This window comes from Porphyrobacter sp. YT40 (genome assembly GCF_006542605.1).
GTDB lineage: Bacteria > Pseudomonadota > Alphaproteobacteria > Sphingomonadales > Sphingomonadaceae > Erythrobacter.
Window position 1 is genome coordinate 3,568,347 of record NZ_CP041222.1, and the last position, 23,244, is coordinate 3,591,590.

34 protein-coding genes are annotated in these 23,244 nt (G+C 65.5%); 27 read left to right on the top strand and 7 right to left on the bottom strand.

The genetic code is table 11. The features are described 5' to 3' along the window. Positions 1 to 104 precede the first annotated feature (104 nt). The gene (locus E2E27_RS16640; protein ID WP_141461049.1) at positions 105 to 1,298 is read right to left on the bottom strand and encodes an acyl-CoA dehydrogenase family protein; all 1,194 of its coding nucleotides are present in this window, start codon (positions 1,296 to 1,298) and stop codon (positions 105 to 107) included. 222 nt (positions 1,299 to 1,520) lie between these two features. On the opposite strand from E2E27_RS16640, the gene E2E27_RS16645 reads away from it, so the two are divergent. The 8 genes from E2E27_RS16645 (at position 1,521) to E2E27_RS16680 (ending at position 8,522) form a co-directional block, all read left to right on the top strand. Next, positions 1,521 to 2,957, top strand: coding sequence for an MFS transporter (locus E2E27_RS16645; RefSeq protein WP_141461051.1), 1,437 nt, complete (start codon positions 1,521 to 1,523; stop codon positions 2,955 to 2,957). An 87-nt stretch (positions 2,958 to 3,044) separates the two neighbouring features. Further along, complete coding sequence (locus tag E2E27_RS16650) at positions 3,045 to 4,382, top strand: acyl-CoA dehydrogenase family protein (protein ID WP_141461053.1); 1,338 nt, start codon at positions 3,045 to 3,047, stop codon at positions 4,380 to 4,382. A 176-nt stretch (positions 4,383 to 4,558) separates the two neighbouring features. Further along, a complete protein-coding gene (locus tag E2E27_RS16655) occupies positions 4,559 to 5,650 on the top strand; it encodes a Zn-dependent alcohol dehydrogenase (RefSeq protein WP_141461055.1) in 1,092 nt (363 codons plus the stop codon). Then, on the top strand, positions 5,650 to 6,720 hold the full coding sequence (locus E2E27_RS16660; protein ID WP_141461056.1) for a phosphotransferase family protein: 1,071 nt from the start codon (positions 5,650 to 5,652) through the stop codon (positions 6,718 to 6,720). Before E2E27_RS16655 ends, E2E27_RS16660 begins: the two co-directional genes overlap by 1 nt. Before the next feature lie 115 nt (positions 6,721 to 6,835). Beyond that, positions 6,836 to 7,672, top strand: coding sequence for a 2,3,4,5-tetrahydropyridine-2,6-dicarboxylate N-succinyltransferase (gene dapD, locus E2E27_RS16665; protein ID WP_141461058.1), 837 nt, complete (start codon positions 6,836 to 6,838; stop codon positions 7,670 to 7,672). Between the two features lie 68 nt (positions 7,673 to 7,740). Next, a complete protein-coding gene (locus tag E2E27_RS16670; RefSeq protein WP_181443486.1) occupies positions 7,741 to 8,007 on the top strand; it encodes a hypothetical protein in 267 nt (88 codons plus the stop codon). A 23-nt stretch (positions 8,008 to 8,030) separates the two neighbouring features. Then, positions 8,031 to 8,252: a hypervirulence associated TUDOR domain-containing protein gene (locus E2E27_RS16675; RefSeq protein ID WP_141461060.1), complete on the top strand. Its 222-nt coding sequence runs from the start codon at positions 8,031 to 8,033 to the stop codon at positions 8,250 to 8,252. Between the two features lie 102 nt (positions 8,253 to 8,354). Continuing rightward, entirely contained in the window at positions 8,355 to 8,522 is a 168-nt protein-coding gene (locus tag E2E27_RS16680; RefSeq protein WP_181443487.1) for a hypothetical protein, read from the top strand. Here the strand turns inward: E2E27_RS16680 and E2E27_RS16685 are convergent, their stop codons facing one another. Beyond that, positions 8,523 to 9,818 carry a dipeptidase gene (locus tag E2E27_RS16685; protein WP_141461064.1) on the bottom strand — a complete coding sequence of 432 codons (1,296 nt, stop codon included), beginning with the start codon at positions 9,816 to 9,818 and terminating at the stop codon, positions 8,523 to 8,525. A gap of 55 nt (positions 9,819 to 9,873) precedes the next feature. Here E2E27_RS16685 and E2E27_RS16690 point away from each other — a divergent pair, with 55 nt between their 5' ends. From E2E27_RS16690 to E2E27_RS16700, 3 genes are read left to right on the top strand one after another with little or no spacing between them, the layout of a single operon-like run. Next, the gene (locus tag E2E27_RS16690; RefSeq protein ID WP_141461066.1) at positions 9,874 to 10,329 is read left to right on the top strand and encodes a cupin domain-containing protein; all 456 of its coding nucleotides are present in this window, start codon (positions 9,874 to 9,876) and stop codon (positions 10,327 to 10,329) included. After that, a complete protein-coding gene (locus E2E27_RS16695; RefSeq protein ID WP_141461068.1) occupies positions 10,326 to 10,724 on the top strand; it encodes a DoxX family protein in 399 nt (132 codons plus the stop codon). Before E2E27_RS16690 ends, E2E27_RS16695 begins: the two co-directional genes overlap by 4 nt. Then, positions 10,721 to 10,954: a DUF3253 domain-containing protein gene (locus E2E27_RS16700; protein ID WP_141461070.1), complete on the top strand. Its 234-nt coding sequence runs from the start codon at positions 10,721 to 10,723 to the stop codon at positions 10,952 to 10,954. Before E2E27_RS16695 ends, E2E27_RS16700 begins: the two co-directional genes overlap by 4 nt. A 41-nt stretch (positions 10,955 to 10,995) precedes the next feature. On the opposite strand, the gene E2E27_RS16705 is transcribed toward E2E27_RS16700, so the two are convergent. Both E2E27_RS16705 and E2E27_RS16710 read right to left on the bottom strand, forming a co-directional pair. Next, a complete protein-coding gene (locus E2E27_RS16705) occupies positions 10,996 to 11,247 on the bottom strand; it encodes an SWIB/MDM2 domain-containing protein (RefSeq protein ID WP_141461072.1) in 252 nt (83 codons plus the stop codon). A gap of 31 nt (positions 11,248 to 11,278) precedes the next feature. After that, positions 11,279 to 11,869 (bottom strand): YbhB/YbcL family Raf kinase inhibitor-like protein, encoded by a 591-nt coding sequence (locus E2E27_RS16710; protein ID WP_141461074.1) that lies wholly within the window; start codon positions 11,867 to 11,869, stop codon positions 11,279 to 11,281. 240 nt (positions 11,870 to 12,109) lie between these two features. Between E2E27_RS16710 and E2E27_RS16715 the strand changes: the two genes are divergently transcribed. Next, a complete protein-coding gene (locus tag E2E27_RS16715) occupies positions 12,110 to 13,582 on the top strand; it encodes a S41 family peptidase (protein ID WP_141461076.1) in 1,473 nt (490 codons plus the stop codon). On the opposite strand, the gene E2E27_RS16720 is transcribed toward E2E27_RS16715, so the two are convergent. Next, positions 13,579 to 13,953 (bottom strand): GFA family protein, encoded by a 375-nt coding sequence (locus E2E27_RS16720; RefSeq protein ID WP_234036104.1) that lies wholly within the window; start codon positions 13,951 to 13,953, stop codon positions 13,579 to 13,581. The two genes, E2E27_RS16715 and E2E27_RS16720, sit on opposite strands and share 4 nt — an antisense overlap. A 514-nt stretch (positions 13,954 to 14,467) precedes the next feature. Between E2E27_RS16720 and E2E27_RS16725 the strand changes: the two genes are divergently transcribed. Next, positions 14,468 to 14,803 (top strand): hypothetical protein, encoded by a 336-nt coding sequence (locus E2E27_RS16725; protein WP_141461078.1) that lies wholly within the window; start codon positions 14,468 to 14,470, stop codon positions 14,801 to 14,803. Between the two features lie 3 nt (positions 14,804 to 14,806). On the opposite strand, the gene E2E27_RS16730 is transcribed toward E2E27_RS16725, so the two are convergent. Then, entirely contained in the window at positions 14,807 to 15,280 is a 474-nt protein-coding gene (locus E2E27_RS16730; RefSeq protein WP_141461080.1) for a hypothetical protein, read from the bottom strand. Between the two features lie 2 nt (positions 15,281 to 15,282). Further along, positions 15,283 to 15,939 (bottom strand): S24 family peptidase, encoded by a 657-nt coding sequence (locus E2E27_RS16735; RefSeq protein ID WP_141461083.1) that lies wholly within the window; start codon positions 15,937 to 15,939, stop codon positions 15,283 to 15,285. Positions 15,940 to 16,025: 86 nt separating this feature from the next. Here E2E27_RS16735 and E2E27_RS16740 point away from each other — a divergent pair, with 86 nt between their 5' ends. The 14 genes from E2E27_RS16740 (at position 16,026) to E2E27_RS16800 (ending at position 23,235) form a co-directional block, all read left to right on the top strand. Beyond that, positions 16,026 to 16,271, top strand: coding sequence for a transposase (locus tag E2E27_RS16740; RefSeq protein ID WP_141461085.1), 246 nt, complete (start codon positions 16,026 to 16,028; stop codon positions 16,269 to 16,271). Then, positions 16,268 to 16,687 (top strand): hypothetical protein, encoded by a 420-nt coding sequence (locus E2E27_RS16745; RefSeq protein WP_141461087.1) that lies wholly within the window; start codon positions 16,268 to 16,270, stop codon positions 16,685 to 16,687. The genes E2E27_RS16740 and E2E27_RS16745 overlap by 4 nt, the downstream gene beginning before the upstream one ends. Continuing rightward, on the top strand, positions 16,684 to 17,853 hold the full coding sequence (locus E2E27_RS16750; RefSeq protein WP_141461089.1) for a hypothetical protein: 1,170 nt from the start codon (positions 16,684 to 16,686) through the stop codon (positions 17,851 to 17,853). The genes E2E27_RS16745 and E2E27_RS16750 overlap by 4 nt, the downstream gene beginning before the upstream one ends. Continuing rightward, on the top strand, positions 17,843 to 18,556 hold the full coding sequence (locus E2E27_RS16755; protein ID WP_141461092.1) for a TRM11 family methyltransferase: 714 nt from the start codon (positions 17,843 to 17,845) through the stop codon (positions 18,554 to 18,556). Before E2E27_RS16750 ends, E2E27_RS16755 begins: the two co-directional genes overlap by 11 nt. A gap of 112 nt (positions 18,557 to 18,668) precedes the next feature. Beyond that, on the top strand, positions 18,669 to 18,812 hold the full coding sequence (locus E2E27_RS18830) for a hypothetical protein (RefSeq protein ID WP_181443488.1): 144 nt from the start codon (positions 18,669 to 18,671) through the stop codon (positions 18,810 to 18,812). Next, positions 18,809 to 19,090, top strand: coding sequence for a hypothetical protein (locus E2E27_RS16760; RefSeq protein ID WP_141461094.1), 282 nt, complete (start codon positions 18,809 to 18,811; stop codon positions 19,088 to 19,090). The genes E2E27_RS18830 and E2E27_RS16760 overlap by 4 nt, the downstream gene beginning before the upstream one ends. After that, positions 19,090 to 19,311, top strand: a complete 222-nt coding sequence (locus E2E27_RS16765) for a hypothetical protein (RefSeq protein WP_141461095.1) — start codon at positions 19,090 to 19,092, stop codon at positions 19,309 to 19,311. The genes E2E27_RS16760 and E2E27_RS16765 overlap by 1 nt, the downstream gene beginning before the upstream one ends. Continuing rightward, positions 19,311 to 19,535 carry a hypothetical protein gene (locus E2E27_RS16770; protein ID WP_141461097.1) on the top strand — a complete coding sequence of 75 codons (225 nt, stop codon included), beginning with the start codon at positions 19,311 to 19,313 and terminating at the stop codon, positions 19,533 to 19,535. The genes E2E27_RS16765 and E2E27_RS16770 overlap by 1 nt, the downstream gene beginning before the upstream one ends. After that, positions 19,535 to 19,786 carry a hypothetical protein gene (locus E2E27_RS16775; protein WP_141461099.1) on the top strand — a complete coding sequence of 84 codons (252 nt, stop codon included), beginning with the start codon at positions 19,535 to 19,537 and terminating at the stop codon, positions 19,784 to 19,786. Before E2E27_RS16770 ends, E2E27_RS16775 begins: the two co-directional genes overlap by 1 nt. Before the next feature lies 1 nt (position 19,787). Further along, the gene (locus E2E27_RS16780) at positions 19,788 to 20,213 is read left to right on the top strand and encodes an ASCH domain-containing protein (protein WP_141461101.1); all 426 of its coding nucleotides are present in this window, start codon (positions 19,788 to 19,790) and stop codon (positions 20,211 to 20,213) included. Next, on the top strand, positions 20,210 to 20,473 hold the full coding sequence (locus E2E27_RS16785) for a hypothetical protein (RefSeq protein WP_141461103.1): 264 nt from the start codon (positions 20,210 to 20,212) through the stop codon (positions 20,471 to 20,473). Before E2E27_RS16780 ends, E2E27_RS16785 begins: the two co-directional genes overlap by 4 nt. Before the next feature lie 118 nt (positions 20,474 to 20,591). Then, positions 20,592 to 20,792, top strand: a complete 201-nt coding sequence (locus E2E27_RS16790) for a hypothetical protein (RefSeq protein ID WP_141461106.1) — start codon at positions 20,592 to 20,594, stop codon at positions 20,790 to 20,792. After that, a complete protein-coding gene (locus E2E27_RS16795) occupies positions 20,792 to 21,256 on the top strand; it encodes a hypothetical protein (RefSeq protein ID WP_141461108.1) in 465 nt (154 codons plus the stop codon). The genes E2E27_RS16790 and E2E27_RS16795 overlap by 1 nt, the downstream gene beginning before the upstream one ends. Then, a complete protein-coding gene (locus tag E2E27_RS16800) occupies positions 21,253 to 23,235 on the top strand; it encodes a transposase domain-containing protein (RefSeq protein ID WP_141461110.1) in 1,983 nt (660 codons plus the stop codon). The genes E2E27_RS16795 and E2E27_RS16800 overlap by 4 nt, the downstream gene beginning before the upstream one ends. The last annotated feature ends 9 nt before the right edge of the window (positions 23,236 to 23,244 follow it).

The window sequence follows — 23,244 nt, forward strand, 5'->3', positions numbered from 1 at the left end:
CTCCCTCTCCCTTAGTCCGTCATCCCGGCGCAGGCCGGGACACAGTCCCGCGCCCGCCGCATCTGGGCCCCGGCCTGCGCCGGGGTGACGATTATTGTGCTAAATCAAGCCCCCGGCAGATCGAGGATGCGCTTGGCGATGACGTTGAGCATGACCTCGCTGGTGCCGCCCTCGATCGAGTTCGCCTTGGTGCGCAGCCATGCCTTGGAAGGCTTGCCGTTCTCGGTCGCCTCGCTTTCCCATTCAAGGGCTCGCGAGCCGCCAACGGCCATCACAAGCTCGTGACGGCGCTTGTTCAATTCGGTCCCGGCATATTTCATCATGTTCGGCTGTGCGGGGTGCGCCTTGCCGACCTTGATCTCGTCGAGGAACTTCTCGCCCATCGCGGCATAGGCCAGCGCGTCGACATCGAACATCGCCAGCTCCGCGCGCAGGACGGGATCGATATCGTCGCCGGTCTTGGCCGCATGGCGCTTCATCGCCGCGCCGATCGCCGCAGCACGCTCGCCGCCATCCGCACCCGAGATCATCTCGCGCTCGTGGCCGAGCAGATACTTGGCGACGTCCCACCCACGATTGATCGTGCCGACATAGGCCGGCACGTCATCGCCGTATGACTTTGGCACGCTCACGTTGTCGAAGAAGGTCTCGCAGAAGGGCGAGGAGCCGCTGATCAGCTTGATCGGCTTGGTGGTGACGCCTTCGCTCGCCATGTCGAACAGCATGAAGGTGATGCCACCATACTTGTTCTCCTTGTCGGTGCGGACGAGGCAGAAAATCCAGTCGGCCTGATCGGCATAGCTCGTCCAGATCTTCTGGCCGTTCACCACCCAATGGTCGCCCTTGTCCTCGCCGAAGGTCTGCAAGCTGACCAGGTCGCTGCCCGAACCGGGTTCCGAATAGCCCTGACACCAGCGGATTTCGCCGCGCGCGATTTCGTTGAGGAAGCGCTGCTTCTGGCCTTCGGTGCCGAAGTGCAGCAGCGCCGGGCCGAGCATCCAGATGCCGAAGGAGGAAAGCGGCGGGCGGGCGTTGATGCGGCCCATCTCCTCGCGCAGCACCTTTGCCTCGGGTGCCGAAAGCCCTGCCCCGCCATATTCCTTGGGCCACATCGGGACAGTGTAACCCTTGGCGACGCAGGCCTCGAGCCACGCCTTTTGCGCATCGTTCTTGAAGGTGGCATTGCGGCCGCCCCAATAGATATCGTCCTCGCCGCGAACGGGTTCGCGCATTTCGGGGGGGCAATTGGCTTCGAGCCACGCACGGGTTTCCGCGCGGAAGTTTTCCAGATCAGCCATGGGCCGACTCTCCTCTCTCGTCTCTCACTTGACGCTTACGTTAGCGTCGTTTTCGCAAGCCCTGCAAGCGGTCTTCGTTCGGACACGCGTGCCGTAGCGTCAGGCGCAATGTGCGCGGCGCGCGATTGACGCAATGTGCAATCAGTCTAGGTTCGAAACCCAATGCAGGAGAGAGAAATTGGCCGGATTCGGCGGTTGGCCTGATCGCGGGAACAGCCCCGCATGAGCATGATGACCGGGCCGCTCCCGTGGCGGCTCAAGCTGATGCACGGCTTCGGCGCGGTGGCCTTCGGGGTGAAGGACGGCGGCTTTTCGTTCTTTCTGCTGCCCTTCTACAATCTGGTGCTGGGCGTGGATGCCGGGATCGTCGGCGCGGCGCTGGCGACGGCGCTGGTGATCGATGCGCTGGCCGATCCGCTGATAGGGCACTTGTCGGATCGCACCTATACCCGCTGGGGCCGCCGCCTGCCGTGGCTCTACCTTGCCCCGATCCCGCTGGCGCTGGCCTGGGCGCTGCTGTGGAGCCCGCCTTTCACCGGCGTGCCCACCTTCTGGGAAATCGTCGCGCTGGCCGTGGGCGTACGGCTGCTGCTGTCGGCCTGCGAGGTGCCCTCGATCAGCCTCGTGCCCGAGATCACCGGCGACTATGTCGAGCGCACCACGCTGTTCCGCTACCGCTTCCTGTCGGGCTGGGTCGGCGGGCTGACCATGTCGGTGCTGGCCTTCACCGTCTTCCTGCCGACACCGGAATCGCAGCTCGAGCCCGATGGCTATGCCGTATTCGGGATGGTCGGCGCGGTGGTCATGCTGGTCTCGGTGGTGGGATCGGCGGCGGGACAGCACCGCTATGTCGCGCGGCTGCCGGACAGCGCACCGCCGCCCTTCTCGCTGCGGCGCGCCTTTGCCGAGATCTTCGACGCCTTCCGCGAGCCTGCCTTCGTGATCTTCTCCTTCGGCGCGCTCGCCGCCTATGTCAGCCAGGGCGTGACGCTGTCGAGCACGCTCTACGTGATCCGCTATGTCTGGCAGTTCAGCGACCTCGCGTTTCAGATCTATCCCGCCGCGCTCGGCCTGTCGGTGGTGGCGATGTTCCTGATCGTCGGCCCGCTGCACCGCCGGTTCGGCAAGCCGGCGAGCGGCGCGGGCGGGGCGATTGCGGCGCTGGTGATCGCAGCGGCGCCCTATGTCCTGTTCCTTGCCGGGTTGTGGCCGCAGACCGGAACGCTGCTGTCGACCACCTTGTTCATGCTCTTCGCCCTCACCGCCAACACCGCCGGGGTGGTCGCGATCATCTCGGCCACCTCGATGGTCGCGGAGATTGTCGAGGCCTTCGAGGAGCGCACCGGCAAGCGCGCCGAGGGCACCTTCTATGCCGGCAACTGGCTGGTGCAGAAATCGGCCACCGGCGGCGGCATTCTGCTCACCAGCCTGATCGTGCAGGCGATCGGTCTGGAGCCGGGCACCACGCAGGACGCGGTCGCGCCCGAGGTGGTGACCAGGCTCGCCATCGCCTACCCGCTGGTGACCGCCGTGCTGGCGCTGACGGCGGCCTATTGGCTGGCGCGATTCCCGATCAGTCAGGCCGATCACGAGGCCCGCGTCGCCGCGCGCATCGCCCGCGAACGGACCCCCGCAGGAGCGCCCGCGCCGCAGAAATGAGAGCTTGGCGCACAGGCTGGGCTCTGCCACGGTCACACGAAGATTCGCCAAAAAGTTTGGTTGCAGACAAGGACGAGAGGAACCCCCATGGATTTCGAACCCACCGAACGGCAGGCCTATTGGGCGGGCCGCGTGCGCGATTTCATCGAAACGCACATCCGCCCCAACATCGGCACATACAAGTCGCAGGATGCCGAGGGTGACCGCTGGAAGGTGATCCAGATCATCGAGGACAAGAAGAAGCTCGCCAAGGAGGCTGGCATCTGGAACCTCTTCATGCCCCCGCGCAACGACAGCCACCACCACGTGGACGATAGTTTCGAATTCGAAGGGCCGGGCCTCACCAACCTCGAATATGCGCTGTGCGCCGAGGAGATGGGCCGCATCGGTTGGGCGAGCGAGGTGTTCAACTGCTCCGCGCCCGACACCGGCAACATGGAAGTCTTCCACCGCTACGGCACGCGCGAGCAGAAGGAAGAATGGCTGCGCCCGCTGATGAACGGGGAAATCCGTTCGGCCTTCCTGATGACCGAGCCCAACACAGCCTCGTCGGACGCGACCAACATCGAAACCCGGATCGAGCGCGATGGTGACGAATATGTCATCAACGGGGTCAAGTGGTGGTCGAGCGGCGCGGGCGATCCGCGCTGCAAGGTCGCGATCGTCATGGGCAAGACCGACTTTTCCGCCCAGCGCCACGCTCAGCAATCGATGATCCTCATGCCGCTCGATGCGCCGGGGGTGAAGATCCTGCGGCACCTGCCGGTGTTCGGCTATGACGATGCGCCGCACGGGCACATGGAGATCGAGCTCAACAATGTGCGCGTCCCGGCGTCGAACATTCTGCTGGGCGAAGGCCGCGGCTTCGAGATCGCGCAAGGCCGCCTCGGGCCGGGCCGCATCCACCACTGCATGCGCACCATCGGCGTCGCCGAGGAAGCGCTCGCCAAGATGTGCCGCCGCCTGCAGGAGCGCGAGGCCTTCGGCAAGCCGGTCTACAAGCACTCGGTTTGGGAAGAGCGCGTCGCGCGTGCCCGCATCGACATCGACATGACCCGCCTGCTCTGCCTCAAGGCGGCCGACATGATGGACAAGGTCGGCAACAAGGCGGCCAAGCAGGAAATCGCGATGATCAAGGTGCAGGCGCCCAACATGGCGCTGAAGATCATCGACGATGCGATCCAGGCCCACGGCGGCGGCGGCGTTTCGGACGATTACGGCCTCGCCAATGCCTATGCCCACCAGCGCACGCTGCGGCTCGCGGACGGGCCGGACGAAGTTCACGCCCGCTCGATCGCGCACATGGAGTTCGCCAAGCACGCGCCCGTTCCGGGGCCGACGGCCAACGCCCTGCGCGGCGATCACGGGCGCGCGGCCAATGACGGATCGAGCTTCAGCTCGGGCGACATGGGCGTGGCGCGTTGATGGGGGCGCGCTGAACCAATCTCCCCCTCCTCTTGAGAGGAGGGGGTCGGGGGGTGGTGGCGAGCGCAGCGAGCTTCTGCATCGCAGCTGCACCACCCCGCTGCGACTAGGCGGCAAAGCCGCCAAGTCTCGCGACCCTCCTCTCAAGAGGAGGGCGGACTTTAGGGAGAACACATTTGGCAAAAGCCGCCATCCTTGAACACCCCGGACAGGGCCTCTCGATCAAAGAGGTCACCTATGCCGAGCCCGGCCCGCACGAAGTCCTGATCGACACCAAGGCCTGCGGGCTGTGCCATTCCGATCTGCACTTCATCGACGGGCACTATCCCCACGCCCTGCCCGCCATTCCGGGGCACGAGGCGGCGGGGATCGTGCGCGCGGTCGGCTCCGAAGTGAAGACGGTGAAGCTGGGCGATCATGTCGTCTCGTGCCTTTCGGCCTTCTGCGGGCATTGCGAATTCTGCGTGACGGGCCGCATGGCGCTGTGCCTTGGCGCGGACACCCGTCGCACCAAGGGCGAAGCGCCGCGGATCACCTTCGCCGATGGCTCTGCGCCGGTGGCGCAGATGCTCAACCTTTCGGCCCTCAGCGAGCAAATGCTGATCCACGAGCACGCCTGCGTCGCGATCGACAAGGATATGCCGTTCGACCGCGCCGCGCTGCTCGGATGCGCGGTGACGACCGGCGCGGGGACGATCTTCAACGCCTGCAAGGTGACGCCGGGCGAGACCGTGCTGGTGGTCGGCTGTGGCGGGGTGGGCCTTGCCGCGATCAACGCGGCGAAGATCGCGGGCGCAGGCAAGATCATCGCCGCCGATCCGCTCCCCGAGAAGCGCGAGCTTGCCAAGGTGCTGGGCGCGACCCACACGGTCGATGCGCTGGCCGAGGATGCGGCCAAGCAGATCATCGCGATCAGTGGCGGCGGGGTGCATTGGGGGATCGAGGCGGTGGGCCGTCAGGCTTCGGCCGATCTCGCGGTCGCAGCGCTGCGGCGCGGCGGGACGGCGGTGATCCTCGGCATGATGCCGCTCGATTGCAAGGTCGGGCTGGGCGCGATGGACCTGCTCGGCGGGAAGAAGCTGATGGGCGCGATCATGGGGATGAACCATTTCCCGGTTGATCTGCCGCGTCTTGTCGATTTTTACCTTCGCGGGCTGCTCGATCTCGACACGATCATCGCCGAGCGCATTCCGCTCGACAAGGTGAACGAGGGCTTCGACACGATGCGCAAGGGAACCTCCGCGCGCACGGTGGTGGTGTTCGACTGATGGATATCGATTTCGACAAGGAAATGGTCGGCACGGTCGCAGTGACCGAGAAGGACGCGCTCGACCTCGCCTCGCTCACGGCGTGGTTCGAGGCCAATGTCGAAGGCTTCCAAGGCCCGATCAGCTACACCAAGTTCAAGGGCGGCCAGTCGAACCCGACCTACCGGATCGACACGCCCGGCGCATCCTATGTGCTGCGCCGCCAGCCCTTCGGCAAGCTGCTGCCCTCGGCCCATGCGGTCGACCGCGAATATGCGGCGATGACGGGGCTCTACCCCACCGGCTTCCCGGTGCCGCGCACCTATGGGCTCTGCGAAGACCCGGAGGTGATCGGATCGAAGTTCTTCGTGATGAGCCTCGCCGACGGGCGAAGCTTGTGGAACGGGGCGCTCCCCGGCCTCTCACCCGAGGAACGCCGCGCGCATTACCACGCGCTGATCGACACCATGGCCGACTTGCACCTCAACGATCCCGAAGCGATCGGCATGGGCGACTATGGCAAGCCGACCGATTACTGCGCCCGCCAGATCGCCCGCTGGACCAAGCAGTACAAGCTCTCCGAGACCGAGCATATGCCCGAGATGGAAGCGCTGATCGCATGGTTGCCCGAAACCATCCCGCCGCAGCACGGATCATCCGTCGTCCACGGCGACTACCGGCTCGACAACGTGATCTTCCACAAGACCGAACCCCGCATCATCGCGGTGCTCGACTGGGAGCTGTCGACGCTGGGCGATCCGATCGCGGATTTCAGCTACCTCATGCTCAACTGGTTCCAGCCCGCCGACGGGCGCGCGGGGCTGTTGGGGCTGGATCTGGAAGCGCTCGGCATTCCCACGGTCGAGCAGGCGGTCGAGCGCTACGTCGCGCGCACCGGATACCCCGTCCCGCCGATGGACTGGTATTTCGCCTACAACCTGTTCCGCCTCGCCGGGATCATGCAGGGCATCAAGAAGCGGGTGATCGACGGCACCGCCTCCAGCGCCCATGCCCAAGCGATGAGCGAGCGGGTGCGCCCGCTGGCCGAGCGCGCCTACCAGTTCGCGATTGCCGCGGGGATGAAGGGGTAGTTTGTTTGCGGGCGGCCGGTCGGCCTTGCGGCCCTGACGGCCCGATGGGTTCCGCTTGCCCCACGTCTCCCGCGCAGCTAGGCGCGCAAGGGACATTATCCGCCGGAGACCCCGCATGAGTGACGACCTGATCGCCGACATCGAAGCCGCTTGGGAAAACCGCGCCGAGGTCGGCCCGGGTCACGATGTGCGGCACGCGGTCAGCGATGCTCTCGCCATGCTCGACAGCGGCGAGGCGCGCGTCGCCGAGCCCGACGGGAACGGCGGATGGCGGGTCAACCAGTGGCTCAAGAAGGCGGTGCTGCTGAGTTTCCGCCTCAGCGACAACCGCGTGATGGAAGACTGTGCCTCGGGCGTCCCGGCCTATGACAAGGTCTCGCTCAAGTTCGCAGGCTGGGGCGACGATCGCTTCAAGGAAGCTGGCTTCCGCGTGGTGCCGGGCGCGGTGGTGCGGCGCGGGGCGCATATTTCGAAGGGCGTCGTTCTCATGCCGAGCTTCGTCAACATCGGTGCCTATGTCGGTGAGAACACCATGATCGATACCTGGGCCACCGTCGGCTCCTGCGCGCAGATCGGCGCCAACGTCCACATCTCGGGCGGCGCGGGGATCGGCGGCGTGCTCGAGCCCCTGCAGGCCGAACCCGTGATTATCGGCGACGGTGCCTTCATCGGCGCCCGTGCCGAGGTGGCCGAAGGCGTGCGCGTGGGCGAAGGCGCGGTGCTTTCGATGGGGGTCTATCTCGGCGCATCGACCAAGATCGTCGACCGCGCGACCGGCGAAGTCTACATGGGCGCAGTGCCGCCCTACGCCGTGGTCGTGCCCGGATCGATGCCCGGCAAGCCCCTGCCCGACGGCTCGCCCGGCCCCTCGCTCTACTGCGCGGTGATCGTCAAGACCGTCGATGCCCAGACCCGCTCGAAGACCGGAATCAACGAGCTTCTGCGCGACTGACAGGGGCGCGAGTCGGAACATTCGCAGCCCTTGGGGCTTAGCCTCCTGTATTGAACATGCAGGAGAACATGATGTCCGAACCCCAATCCCAGACCCGCATCGACGAAACCGACGCGAAGGCTGGTTCCACCACGGGTCACGTGCGGTGGGTGCTGTTGATCAGCGTTTCGCTGGCGATCGTCGCGCTGACGCTCATCTGGGTTACCGGAGCCCTCTCGCAGAACGATGTCGAGAGCGAAGGCACCGCCACCGGCCGCGATGCAGTGGTTGCCGAACAACAGGGCGATGCCAGTTCGTCCTCCACCGACGGCATCGCCGACCCGGCGCAACAATAATTTTCCACGACAGGAGCCATCCCATGTCGAACAGTTTTCGCACCGGCCAATACGTCAAGTGGTCGTGGGGCAACGGCACAGCCGAGGGCCAAATCAAGGAGCGGTTCGAGCATGAGGTGACCCGCACGCTCAAGGGCTCCGAAGTGACGCGCAAGGGCGATTCCGACGACCCGGCCTACCTGATCAAGCAGGAAGATGGCGACGAGGTTCTGAAGCTCGGCAGCGAGCTCGAAGCGGCCAACTGAACTTGCGCCCCGCTATTATGCGGGAACGATCTGAGCATCCGCGTATTGATTGACGCTACGGAATGTGTTTCCGTAGCGTCAATCATGTCAGGGAGAGCAGTCATGATCGAGCAGGACACCCGTCACCACATCACCGACGAAGCCGCCCGCGGGGCAGTCAGCAACACCGGCTTGCGTTACGTGCTGGGCTTCAGCCTCGCTTTCGCCGTCATCGCGATGAGCCTGGTGTGGATCATCCCCGCCCTCGCCCACGCCAACACGCCCTATTGATCACTCCGTGCTGGCGGGCGCGCCGATCGAGGTCTCGATCGGCGGCTCGTCCGCGACGCTGGCGGAATAGGCTTCCGCCGCGCGCATGACGCGCAGAATGTTGCGGCTCGCAATCATCTCGAGTTCGGCCTGCGAATAGCCGCGCCGGGCGAGTTCCACGAACAGGCGCGGATAGCCGCTGACGTCCTCCATTCCCACCGGCCCGCTGGGCATCCCGTCATAATCGGCGCCGATGCCGATATGCTCGATCCCGGCGACCTTGCGGATATGGTCGATGTGGTCGGCGACATCGCCGATCGGGCTCTTGGGCTCGGGATTGGCGGCGAGCCATTTCTCCAGTGCGGCGCTCGCGGCCTCGGGATGGCCGAGATGGACGACCCTGAGCCGCGCGATCTCGCCCGCGCGCCTCGCGTCCCACTGGCGCAGTTCCTCGTTGATGAAGCGCGGCAGGGCGACCACCATCACCACCCCGCCGTTCTCGGGCAGGCGCGCGAGCACCGAATCGGGTACGTTGCGCGGATGGGCCGTCACCCCGCGCGCGCCCGAGTGGCTGAAGATCACCGGCACCTTGGCCACGTCCAGCGCATCGTGCATCACCTTCTCGCTGACATGGCTGAGATCGACCAGCATCCCGATGCGGTTCATCTCGCGCACCACGTCCTTGCCGAAGGTGGTGAGGCCATCGTGCTTGGGATTGTCGGTCGCGGCGTCGGCCCAGGGGGTGTTGCTGTTGTGGGTCAGCGTCATGTAACGCGCGCCCATCGCGTGGAACTGGCGCAGCACTGCCAGGCTCGATCCGATCGAATAGCCGCCTTCCATCCCCAGCAGCGAGGCGATCCGCCCCTCGCGCATCGCGTTCTCGACCGCGTCGGCGGTCTCGGCATAGCGCAGCGCGCCCGGATAGCGCGCGATCAGGCGCTTGGTGACGTCGATCTGCTCGATCGTCTGCTGCACCGCTTCGGACTCGTCGTCATTATGCGGGACATAGACCGACCAGAACTGCGCACCGACCTTGCCCTCCTTCAGGCGGTTGAGATCGGTGTGCATCGGCCGGCCCGTGCCCTCCGGATCGGCACCGTCCAACGTATCTACGAAGTCGAGATCGTTGATCTGATTGGCATAGCGCGAGCGCAGTTGGCCGGGGGTGTCGTTGTGCCCGTCGAACACCGGCGCGGCTTCGAGCGCGGCGCGGGCGGTGGCTTCGGCCTGTTCCTGGCTGACGGTCTGCGCGGCAAGCGGCGCGGCAGTGAGCAGCGCGGCGGCGATGACGGCGATCGAGGGGGCGGCGGCTTGCATGGTCTCAGACACTCCCGGTAAGGCGGCTCCAGCGTTACAGGACAAGGGGCCGGACATGAGCGATAGCGCGCAAAAGCTGATCGAACAATTGGGCCTCGCCGCTCACCCCGAAGGCGGTTGGTATCGCGAGACGTGGCGTGGCGAGCCCCTCCCCGATGGCCGGGCGAACGGCACCGCGATCATCTTCCTGCTGCGCGCCGACGAGGCCTCGCACTGGCACACGGTCGATGCGGCCGAACTGTGGCTGTGGCAGGCGGGCGATCCGGTCGAACTGCGGCTTGCGGCGAGCGATGAGGGCCCGGCGCGCAGCGTGATCCTTGGCAGCGATGTCGTAGCGGGCCAGCAGTTGCAGGGCCTCGTCGCGCCCGGCGAATGGCAGGCGGCGCGGCCCTATGGCGCTCCGGTGTATGGCTACAGCATCGTCTCCTGCGTGGTGGTGCCGGGGTTCGACTTCGCAGGCTTCCGGCTTGCCGCTCCGGGCTGGGAGCCGGGCAGCGGAGTCACGCCATGATCCGCGCCGTGCTGCGCTGGCTGCTGGCGCTGTTCTACTTCATCGCGGGTGTGGTCCACCTTGTGTTGCCCGCGCCCTTCCTCACCATCATGCCCGCCTGGGTGCCCGCGCCCGGGGCGGTGGTGCTGTGGACCGGGGTGGCGGAAATCCTCGGCGCGATCGGCCTTGTACAGCCTTTCTCCAAGCGCTTGCGACAAGCCGCCGGGTGGGGGCTTGCCGCCTATGCGCTGTGCGTGTGGCCCGCCAACATCAACCATATGATGATAGACATGGCGCGCGGCGACGGGGGCCTCGGCATGGGCTATCACGTGCCCCGGATGTTCGCGCAGCCGGTGATCATCTGGCTGGCGCTGTGGGTGGGCGAGTGCCTGCCGCTGCGCCGCAAATCCGCATGACGCCGGAAGACGCGATCCTCACCCTGCTCGCCGAACGGGCGGCGGGCGCGACCATCTGCCCGAGCGAGGCCGCGCGCCTGCTGGCCGGGTCGCAGGGCGATTGGCGCGCCGAGATGGAGGCTGTCCACGCCGCCACCGACGCGCTTGCCGCGAAGGGCGCGATCGCGCTGTCATGGAAGGGCGCGCCCATGCAAAAGCGGCGCGGACCCTATCGGATCGCGCGCCGCTGAATGTGCCAGTCAGGCCCGCCGATTGCAGCGGGCCGCAGGACTTACTTGAGGTGCTTCGAGACCGCAGCGGTCATCTTGAACATCGAGATCTGGTCATTGCCGATCACCGCGCCAAGCTTGGCATCGGGATTGATCTGACGCTTGTCCTTGCTGTCCTGCAGGCCGTTGGCCTTGATGTATTCCCACACCTTCGAAGTCACCTCGGCGCGGGTCATCGGGCCCTTGCCGATCACGGCTTCGAGCTCGCCCGAAAGCGTCACCGGTTTCTGAAGTGCATTGGTCGTGCCAGCCATCGTCTACTCCCTTATGTCTGTGGCAGGTTGATCACAAATCATCATCGTCCCAGCCCGCATCATCATCCTCCCCGCCGCCGGTATAGGTGGCGTGAAGGACTGCGCAGGCCGTAATCGTCCCTTGCAGCGATGCAAGCAGTTCCGCTCGCCCCGCGCCGGGCATCAGCACCAGCGGCAGGTCGGTCGCGAACAGTTGAAACAGGTAGTGGCGCGTCTCGCCCTCGGCCGGGGCGGGCAGCAGCCATTCGGAATTGCCGGCCTTGTTCTTGCCGGTGCGCGGCGGAGTTTCGCCTTCCAGAAGCTTGCCGCGCTGCCCGGCCAGGCCCCAGACCAGCCAGTGACAGGCCGGTTCCTTGCCGCTGTCCGCAACCTCTTCGACCACCAGCACCAGCTCGGCCGAGCCCGGCGGCGGCGCGCTCCATTCCACCGGCGGGGCGACGGCGTCTTCCTCGTCGGCGGTGAAGCTGGCGTCGAGATCGTCACCCGCGCGGAACGCGGGGCTGGTCAGCGCAAAGCCGCCGCGCGCGATCGTCTGCGCCGAACCCAGCATCGCAATTGCGAGGCCGGGATGGCGGGCGGGCGCGGGCACATGGGGTGCGAGCCAGGCGGGAAAATTACTCATGATTCTGTCACGTCCTTCCCCCCGTGCTAGTGCGTTCGGGTGGCATAGACGAGACTTGGCAAGCCGATTTTGCCCGCTTTCTGCGGAAAACCCTGCAAATGCAGGCAAAAAGGTCACGCTTTTGGCCCTTTGACTGCGGATTTCCCCTTATCCCGCTTGCTCTTGCCCATGCGCCCATGCATTTCTGGCGGGCCGGGCACCCCCCTTGTCCGGGCAATCCTTTCGGAGATGGTCGCCCCGATGAAGTCTGCACGCCTTGCTTTGAGCCTTCTGCTTTCGGTCAGCCTCGTGGCCTGTGGCGGGGGCGGATCGTCATCGTCTCCGGGCGTGCCCATCGGCGGAGGCGGGGGTGGCTCCCCTACCCCGACGCCTGCGGCCTGTTCGCTGCGCGCGCAGCAGGACTTCGCCGACAGCGTGCTCAACGAATGGTATCTCTTTCCCGATCTGCTGGCCCCGGCCAACCCGGCCAGTTTCAACTCGGTGCAGAGCTTCCTCGACGCCCGCGTCGCTCCGGCCCGCGCGCAGAACCGCGACCGCGGCTTCACCTTCGTCACCTCGATCGCCGAGGAAAACGCACTGATCAATTCCGGCTCCTCCGCCGGGTTCGGCATTCGCCTGTTCTACGACACGGCGGCGCGGCGGGTGTTCGTGCAGGAAGCCTACGAGAACGCCAGCGGCTTCGGCGCCGGGCTCGACCGGGGGAGCGAGATCACCGCGATCGGCACCAGCAGCGCCAATCTCCAGACGGTGAGCAGCTTGTTCGCCAATGGCGGGGTGCAGGCGGTGGTCAATGCGCTCGGCCCCTCGACCGCGGGCACCACCCGCGTGCTGCGCTTCACCCAGCCGGGCGGCGCGGTGGTCGAACGCAGCATCACCAAGACCGACTTCCCGCTCGATCCCGTGTCGGACCGCTACGGCGCGGTGATCCTCAACGACGGAGGCAAGCGGGTCGGCTATATCAACCTGCGGACCTTCATCATCGCCGATGCCGCCAATCAGCTGCGCACCGCCTATGGCCAGTTCGCCGCGCAGGGCGTGACCGAGCTGATCATCGACCTGCGCTATAATGGCGGCGGGCTGGTGGATGTGGCCGACACGATGGGCGACCTGATGGGCGCCGGGCGCACCGGGCAGGTGTGGAGCCGCACCGTGCTGCGCCCCTCCAAGGCGGCGGAGAACGAGACCCGCCTGTTCCGGGCCGAGCCCAACGCCATCGCGCCGACCAAGGTCGCGGTCATCACCACCGGTTCCAGTGCCTCGGCGAGCGAGCTCGTGACGAATTCGCTGATCCCCTATCTCGGCACCAACATGGCGCTGGTGGGGGCCAATTCCTTCGGCAAGCCGGTCGGCCAGTTCGGCTTTGACCTGCCCGCCTGCGACCTGCGCATCCGCGCGGTGGCGTTCCAGACGCTCAATGCCAGCAATCAGGGCGAATATTATACCGGCCTGGCCAGCGTGGTGCCCAACACCTGCCGTGCGGGCGACGATATCTCGCGGCCCTTCGGCGATCCGCAGGAGGCCTCGATCGCGGCGGCGCTCGATTTTCTTGGCGGGCGCACCTGCACCCCGATCACCGCGAGCGGCGGCGGGACCACCGCGGGCGGGCTGACGCAAGGCCAGCGCACCCGCCTGGGCCTCGACCTGCCGGAGCGTCAGCCGCTCCAGCCCGATCGCCCCAACCCTGCCCAGCGCGAGCTGCCCGGCCTGTTCTAAAGCCCTTCGGGAACCGTCTCGAAGGCCGGGATATCGCCGAGGTCGACCCAGTCCTGCTTGCTCTTGGCATAGCAGTGGATCGCGGGCTTCAGGATGCTGGTATCGTCCAGCGTCCCGGCCTTGATGAACATCATTCCCGGCGGCGATTCGACGCGGGTGAAGACCGGCGATCCGCACTCGGGGCAGAACTGCCGCCTGACCGTGGCGCCGCTGTCGCCGGTGTCGTTGTAGGTCTTGAGCGTGCCTTCGAAGGCCACCGCATCCTCGGGCACGCCGATGATGACCGACAAGGCGCTGCCCGCCTGCCGCTGGCAGTTCTTGCAATGGCAGGTGACGCACAGCAGCGGATCGGACTCGCAGGTGTAGCGCACCGCGCCGCACAGGCAGCCTCCGTGCTAGAGGACACAAGGTAATAGAGTGAGCGGTGGCCGGGATTTCCCGGGACATCTCGGGACAACGCGGCATGGGAATGGCTGAAATCCGGGGTTTCGCATAGGCTCTCCAAAAATTTGGCGCTCGGCGGGAGTGTCTAGAGCGCGGTGCCATTTATTGGTTGATCAGGCCCATCGGACGGTTGCCGCGATATTCGCCTGCATTCTGAGAGGGTGCCTTCTCAATGGCGGAAATCCGCGGTTCTCGGCCGGGTGAGGCAGACCCCAGAGGCATCTGAGACGCTTCTCATCATTGAATGAACCGGGGCATAGGATGCCCCAGAATGGGAAAAACGGGACGAACTGGGCACTCATTGAATTAATAGAGTTTTTCGACCGTGGCTGGGTCGCCCCGCCGAAATCGCCATCATGAAACTGGGCGCAAATTTTTCCCATAGGCGATGAACCCTTGCTTCTGTAAGTGGGGCAAGAACTAGCCGGAGATCGTCCCACTATGCGCCCTTCCCGCAACCAGCAAATCAATCAGGCGTTGGCTCTTCTTGATCGCATTGTCGCGCTGATCGAAGCAGGCGACGAAGGGCCGGCTGTGACCCTCGAGCATGAGCCGATCATCCCTCCCGAGACGGTGGCAACCATTCGCTGCAAGTCGCCCTACTGGAAGGATGCCGAGGTCAGGGCGGCTATCCTTAGCCTGTATGGCCGAGGTTCGATTAACGATGCGTCGGCCTTGCTGAAAGCGCAGTTCGGTCCTGAGCGGGCACCGAGCCGATCAATTCTCGCGCGGCTCTATGCGATGATCGCCGAAGCGCACCTCAAGTCCAAGGCCTGAGCGTCAGCGTTTGCTCCTTCGCTCATAAACCAGATGCCAGCTGCAGGGACACCACTCCTGACCACATTCGGGTAAGGGTAGCGGCCAGCGATCTTCGATCGGCACGACAGTGCCATCCTTTGACCGCGCCTGGTCGCAGACCATCTTTACGCTTGCTGAAAAGCGGGCATCGGTCCCCAACTTCGACCACGCCTGCTCGCGAGCAGGAACTTGCTCACGATACATGTTAAAGCTTGCTCGCGAATAGGTGGCGATCTGCGCATGGCGAGGGTCCACACGGCCTTTGGCCGATAGAAGAGGTAGAACCTCATCTTTTCTGAGTATAGTAGAGGAAGTTCCAGCATCCCATCGCTGACGGTAGCATTCGAGCAAATCGTAGAATGCAGCGGACTCAAAATATCCCAAGGTCTCGACCGCCTCCTGCAGGTGGTCCGCGAAAGCTTCGATGGTTAGATGGGCCTTTTCTCTGTCGGACATGCTTAAAGCTTCCTCACCACCGCTATGACGCGGCCAATGACATGCAGCTCGTCATCGACAGCTGTCTGAGGGCGGACCAATTGATTATCGCTATGCAATTCGACCGTGCCATCTGGGCAATAGCGTAACCGCTTGATCGAGCCGATCTCGCCATACGTCACCGCCCAAATGCCAGCATCGTGACGAGGACTGTCTTGGGACCGATCGATCAGGACCACCTCTCCCGAACGGATCGTCGGCTCCATACTGTCGTTATCGCCAACAGCCCAAGAGAGGTGATGCGGCGCGGTCGAAGTTATCGAGCGAAGCCAACCCCGAGAGAAAGCTCGCCGCTGGATTTGAACGGGGCCGTCTGCATATGTTCCGCCCATTCCATACTTCAGGTCGATTTGGTCGAGCTCGACGATATCATCCGCCCTATCATGAGCAGAAGGCATCTCGCTCCACTCGGCACCTCGCGTCCACCCTGGGAACTTGGGATAAGCAGCACGAAGGCTGTCGAGTGTGGGAGCACTTAAGCGCGAGTCGGGATTTCCGCCCTTCATCCGCTGGATCGTCCGGGGGCTGACTTTAGCTCGGCGCGCAACCTCGGCTGCGGATACGCCCGCATAATCCACAAGGGCGCGGATCAGCGTGATATCATCCTCTATGCCGGACACGGCGCCGGACTACCAATTAGGCGGCGTATAAGAGAGCGGAAATATCTGCGTTGCAAGGCGTAAAAATCTACGCTATTGCGCCGAATATGAAGCAGCAAAAAGTCGTCAGAGAAATCGAGCAGCGGGCGAAAGCCTCCCGGATTTCCATCGCCGAGCTCTGCCGCAGGGCGGGCATCTCCCCTGACACCTTCTTCAAATGGAGAAAAACGGAGAGGAACCCGAACCCGCCCGGAGCAAACCTGCATTCGATCGAGGCGCTCTATCGCGAGTTGGCGAAGATCGAGGCCGAGGATGCGAAGCGCCTCCGCAAGGGCGGGAAGGTGGCGGCATGATGACCCTGCACGACTTGCCCGATCACGGTTTCGCAAACCCGCGCGGCGCGCGGGCGGTTGTTCGGCGCATGAAGATGCGTCGCGCCCTGATGGATGCGCAGGCTTCAATCGAGGCTCTCATCGATCACATCGATAAAGGCATTCAGGCGGACCGCGACACGTCCTCTGCCCGTTTCCGCGAAGCTATCGCGCTGATGGCGAAGGATGTCGATGGTGTGAAGCGTCGCGCCCCTGTCAACCTTATCGACCGCAATGACATGCGCGAGAAGGAGCTGCTGGACGGCGTAAATGTGGTCCTTCAGTTCCTCGATACTGTCGGCGTCGGACTTCGACATGGGCTTTTCTCCGTCAGTGGGAGCCCTCGGTCTAACCCGCCTGCAGATGCCGCGCACCGTCTATGTGGGGGTGCGAAATGAGCGGTCGCCCGCTGCTGACCAGTGCCGCAGTGCTGGAGCTTTCGCCGAACGACGTGCTGATCCCCGAGCGGATCGGATTCTTGCACGAGGACAAGGCTGCGGCGCTTGGTCGCCTGATGGCGGTCGATGGCCAGCGCGACCCGATCAAAGTCGCGCGCAACCTGCCGGGCAAGTCAATCGAGGCGGTCGTATCGGAGGGCAAGAAACCGTGGCGGCTCGTCACGGGAATGCACCGCCTGATGGGTGCGACCTATGAAGGCATCACGGTCTTCGCGATCGAGGTGAAGGGCAAGCCCGAAGACCTCGCCGATCTGGAGGCATCAGAGAACCTGCACCGCCGCCCGCTTGGCCTCATCGAACGGGCGAAGTTCACTGCCGCGCTCTCGGACGCCGCTCAAGCCCGCCTCGCCCGTCAGCATGGAAACCTGTCCGCCAAGCAGCTCGCAATCAAGGCTCGCTGGGATCGTGTAAAGCACCTCGAAGAGGGGGCTGATGAGGCCCTTCAGGAGGAGACCAACGATACAGCGGACACGATGTCCGCTGTATATGGCTGGCAGGAATCGGTGGCCGACGCGCTCGGCATGGACAAGCGGACAATCCGCCGAGATCTCTCGATCTTCCACCTTGTTGTCGCACCCTTCCCTGATCTGGCCGAGGCGCTCGCCAAGCACCCTGTCGTGGGCGACAACCAGAAGCAGCTGCTCGACCTGACCCGCCTCAAGAGCGAGGCGGTGCGCCGCCGGGTGATCGAGGCGCTGCTGGCTGATCCCGAAATCGGGGTGGCCGATGCGATGATCGCGGCGGGTGCGGACGAGTTCGCGCCAAAGGTCGAGCCGGTGGCGCATCAGAAGTTCCTGAATGCGGTCGTGGGCAATCTTGATCGGCTCGGCCCGTCGAAGATCAAGCAGCACCTCCCGGAGATTGTCCGCGCGCTCGGCACTCCGGACGTGAAGCGCAAGATGCGCGATCTGCTCGACCAAGAGCTGGGGGATGATCGCCCGCGCAAGGTCGGTGTCGCGCAGGCTTCGGATGCGCTCGCCGCCGCGATCGTGACGATCAACAAGCTGTTGGATGGCGAACCCGTCGAGGACGAGGAACTCGCTGCGCTACGGCGCGACGCCCAGGCGGTCGTGTTCGATATGCCGGAGACGCGCGATGCGGGGTGAAATTTCCTCCGGTCGGCACGCAAAGCGCCACCCGCTCGACTGGTATGTCGATGAGATTTGGTGTGCCCGGCAACTGGCGGACACGCTCGACAAATTCGCGCTCGAGCGCGCTGATGGGCTCGCGATCTGGGATCCGTGCTGCGGCATGGGCAACACGATGCAGGCCGCATGGGAGAACGCCGAGTGGGGACCCGAATACGTGATCGACACGATCGGTTCCGATCTTGTCGACAACTTCGACTGGGAGGCCTTCGATGCCTGCCCTGATCTGAAGCGTCCGCGTTGGTTTCAGGCTGACTTTCTCGAACAGACCGCCGCGCCCGCGCCCTGCAGCATCATCTGCAACCCGCCTTACAGCTATGTGAAGGGCATCGCAGAAGCCTTTGCCCGGCACGCGCTGACCCTGTCTTCGCGGCGGGTGTGCATCCTGATGCCGAGCAAGTGGCTCGCCAGTCAGGCGCGCTATCAGCTGTTCACCGATCATCCGCCGCAGGCGGTGCTGCACCTGTGCCAGCGCCCGTCGATGCCGCCGGGTGACCGGATCGCGGCGATGGGCAAGCGCGCCTTCAGCGGCGGCATGACCGATTATTGCTGGATCGTCTGGGACGTGAAGCGCCCGACGATCGCGGGCCAGACGCGCACGATCTGGCTGCCGCCGCTGCACCGCAATTCCGAAATTCTCTCACTTGAGGAGGCGCTCTGATGCGTTGGCCGACCAAGGATGATGTGATCGATATCGTGCTGGCCCTGCTGGTCGTCGCGATCTGCGCGCCGGGCCTGATCTGGTGGGCGTTGCTGCTGGGAGGGCTGGCCAAGTGAGCCGCGTTGGCAGCCGAGTTCCGGGCGAAGACGCGATCGCGCGCGAGATGAAGGAGACCGGGCTCGACCGGTTTCCGGCGATCCGGCGCATCCAGCAGCGCCAGGTGCTGGGTGCGCAGCTGCGGAGGCCCGTGCGATGATCGGCCTCCTCGACCAGAAGGCGGACGCCTTGCGCTTCATCACCGGGTTCGAGCTGAAGCACGGGCGCGGCCCGAGCAATGACGAGGTCGCCGATGGTGCGTTCGATGGCGACGAGGGACTGGCGGATTATCTGATCCGCGCCCTGATCATCGAGGGCAAGGTGCGCCGCGCGCCGCATTCGCGCCGCCGCAAGCTGCAGGTGCTGCAGCCGGTGGCGATTCCGCGCGCGCCGGATGGCGAGCCGCTGCATCTGGTGCGGATCGGGAGGAAGGGCTGATGGGCCTGACCTCTACCGAACAGGCGGTGCTCGCGCGCTTCGACCGCGGCGAAAGCGTTGAGCAGATCACGCGCGCCACCGGGTTCCCGCGCAGCACGGTGCAGAACGTCGTCTGGCGCTTCGACATCAATCTTGGTCAGGACGTGGCGCGCGACAACGCGCTGCGCAGCCAGACCGCGCGGCTCGGCGAGCTGGTGCGGCAGGCGGGAGGGCACCGCTGATGTCGCAGCTCACACCCGGCGAGGCCGCTGTCATGGCGCGGTTCGATCTCGGCGCGTCAGAGCGCGACATCGCGTCCGATCTCGAAATCTCGCCCGCCCGGGTGCGGGCGATCATCTCGACATTCGACGACAATCCGGCGCACGATCGCCACCGCGAGGCGCTGATCAAGCGCGGTTCGCAGCGGCTGCTCGCGCGTCTGCGCAAAGCAGGAGGACACCGCTGATGCCGCGTTTTGCCAGCCATGCCGAATATTGCCGCCACCACCGGAAGGTGATGGAATTGGCGCTCGAACTGGGCGTCACGCCGATTGAGGCCGAGGCGCGGATGAAGGCGGTCGAGGCGCGCGAGAAGCACCGCGCGAAGATGGCGCGGCGCGGGCTGCGCTCGGCCCTGCCGCCACTGAGCCTGCGCACCGGTCAGCCGCCGCAGCCCGGGTTCGAAGACTTCGAAGCCTCTTGGATGATGAGGGACTGAGATGGTCGCCTATTCCTTCGCCCCGCAATTCATCGAGCCGATCGTCACCCGTGCCAAGCGGCAGACGGTTCGCGCCGAACGCCGCCGTCACGCGCGCGAGGGCGAAGCCATCCAGCTCTACACCGCGATGCGGACCAAGCAGTGCCGCAAACTGATCGAGCCCGATCCCATCTGCATCGGCGTTCAACCGATCACGATCACCATCGACGCGCAGGCGGAGCAGCTGATCACCGGCATTACGGTGGGGCATGTTGCCCTTAGTGATGTCGGGATCGAACGATTTGCGGAGCGCGACGGGTTCGGTTCGCTTGCTCAAGGTTTCGCCAGACGTCGGATGGGCGAGTTCTGGCTGAAGGCGCATGCCGAGCTCGGCGCTCGCTGGGTCGACTTCGAGGGCGTTTGCATCCGCTGGGGGTGGCCGTCATGAGCATGGGACCTCTCACCAAACATGCGTTCGAGCCGACCGCTGACCTGCTCGCCGAGATCGACAACCTCGGCCTCTCCCAGCTGGGCGAGGGAAAGCCCAAGTTGTTCGGCTATCTGGATCGCGCCGGTCGATGCCGGCGGATCGTCGCTGAGTACGTCAACGGCGGGACGCTTCGGATCAATCTGGATGCCAAGTCGCGGGTTACCAGCACAAGCTTCAAGATCAGCCTGAAGGCAAAGGTGCGGAGCGGCAATGCCTAAGCGCCCGTCCTTCCCTCGGATCAACTGCTGCATCGCAGGCTGCAAGCGCGGCACAACCAAGGTCGAGCCGGGGGTGCGCATCATATGCGGTGTGTGCTGGCGACGCGCACCGAAGGACATGCGTAGCCTTGCCTCGAAGTGGCACGCCCGAGCCAACCGTTTCGAGCGCAAGGGCGACTTCGAGCGCGCGGAGATCGCCGGGCGCTGGGCGCATCGCGCCTTCGAAAACATCCGCAAGCTTCTGTCCGGTGAAACCGAGCAGGCCCCTGGCATGGACCCTCTGATGGCGGAAGAGCTCCGCAAGGCGGGGCTGATCTGATGGGCAAGGCCAAGGCGCACCCCAACCAGCTCGGCTTTGAGTGGAACGTGCCCGTCCCGGCGCGCGGGGAAGGTGCGCTTGCGGGGTTCGAGCGCAAGGTCAACCGCCTCGTCGGCACGATCCTCGCGAGCGATCCGCGCAGCCGCTATGTGATCGCTGCGGCGATGAGCGAGCTGCTCGAGGAGGACATCTCCAAGTCGATGCTCGATGCCTATTCGAGCCCCGCGCGCGACGATCACCGCGTGCCGTTCTCCCGCCTCGCCGCCCTCGTCATCGTCACCTCGCGGCAGGATCTGCTGCGCGAGATCATGGGCGACCTCGGCGTCGCCCTGCTGATCGGCGCGGAGACCGAAATCGCCCGCATCGGGCAGCTGCGCCAGCGGATCGAGCAGGACAAGCGCGAGATCCGCGAGCTGGAGGGCCGCGCGCGACCGATTCACACACACCGGAAAGGCCAAGAGTGACTGCTCGCCTCCAACATCAATTCACCGAAGGGCTGCCCGATCTGTCGCGGGAATGGTTCACCGCCGCCGAGCTGGAGACGCTCGGTCTAGCCGGGCTGCCGGGTGACAAGCGCTCGATCAACCGGCGCGCGCAGGCCGAGCGCTGGGCTTCGCGTCTCAGCGCCGATCGCAAGCTGCTGGTGCGCGCGCGGGCTGGCCGCGGTGGCGGCAACGAATATCACTTCAGTCTGCTGCCCGCCGAGGCGCAGGCCGACCTTGCCCGGCGCGGGTTCGCTTGTGCGCAGCCCAAGGCGGAACCGAACGCCAGCGCCGCCGCATGGGAATGGTTCGACGCGCAGAAGGCGAGCGTGAAGGCCGAAGCGCAGCAGCGGCTGGCCATCGTCACTGAGATCGGCATGAGCTGCGCGGCCGGGGTCACCAAAACCGCCGCCGTCGCGCGTGCCGCCAGCGATCATGGCTTCAGTCCCGCGGCGATCTTCGGCTGGCTGCGCGCGGTGCGCGGGCTCGATCGCGGCGACTGGCTCCCGGCGCTGGCCACCAACCGCAAGGGCGGCGGCAAGAAGGCGGAGATCGACCCGGCGCTGTGGGAGCTCATCAAGAGCGACTGGCTGCGCCCCGAGGAGCCGCCCTTCGCAGCGTGCTTCGAACGGCTGAAGCGCACCGCCAAGGAACGCGGCCTCGCCTTGCCGCACCAGCGCACCCTGCTGCGCCGCCTGAAGGCCGAGGTGCCGCGCTCGGTCCAGATCATGGCGCGCAAGGGCACCGAAGCACTGGAGCGCCACATCCCCGATGTGCGCCGCTCGGTCGAGAGCCTGCACGCGATGCAGGTGGTGAACGTCGACGGCCACATGGCCGACGTGTTCGTCGAGCACCCCGCCGATCCCAAGCGCAAGGTGCGCCCGGTGATCACCACGATTCAGGATGTCTACAGCCGCAAGATCCTCGCCTGGCGCGTCGACCTGTCGGAGAACGTGCTGGCCACCCGGCTGGCCTTCGCGGATCTGTTCCGCCAGTTCGGCATCCCCAAGGTCTGCCTGCTCGACAACAGCCGCACCTTCGCATCGAAGGCGCTCTCTGCCGGGGCTGCCACTCGGTACCGCTACAAGATCGACCCCGAGGAGCCGGCAGGCCTGCTGGTCTCGGTCGGGATCGAGGTGCGCTTTGCCCAGATCTATCACGGCCAGTCCAAGCCGGTCGAGCGCGCCTTCCGCGAGATGGGCGACCATGTCTGGCGCGGGCCGGAATGCGCGGGCGCCTACACCGGCAACAGCCCCACGAACAAGCCCGCCAACTATGGCGCGCGCACCGTGCCGTGGGACGAGTTCGAGCAGATCGTGGCGCGCGGGTTCGCCGCCTACAATGCCCGCGAGGGTCGCCGTGCCGGGGCCTGCAAGGGGCGCAGCTGCGATGCCACCTTCGCCGAAAGCTATGCCCTCTCCGATATCGGCCAGGCGCGAGAGACCGATCTGCGCATGGCCCTGCTCGCCGCCGAGAAGAAGCGCCTCGACAGCCGCACCGGCGAGGTGACGCTTTATGGCAACCGCTATTATTCGCCGGTCTGCCTCGATCATCTGGGGGCGACGGTCACCGTCCGGTTCGATCCCGACAACCTGCACCGCGAGGTCCACATCTACGACAAGCAGGGCCGCTATCTCGCCCAGGCCGATCTGATCGCTGACCATGGATTCTTCGATCAGGCGGGCGCGATCGAGGTGGGCAAGCGCCGCAAGCAGGCCCGCCGCGAAGTCCGCGCCGGGCTCGAAGCCGAGCGCACCCTGACCGCGATCGAGGTCGCCGCCGCGCAGGTTCCCGCCGAAGCGCCGCCGCGCCCCGACACCACCATCGTTCGCCCGATCCGCCACCGTACCACGGTCGGCTCGGCCGCGCTGAAGCCGCAGCCTGCCGCCGCCGTGCCGGATGCGGGCGAGGAAGAGATCATCGCAGCTCTCGGGGCCGCGCGCCTCAGGGTTGTCGAATGAAGAAGTGAT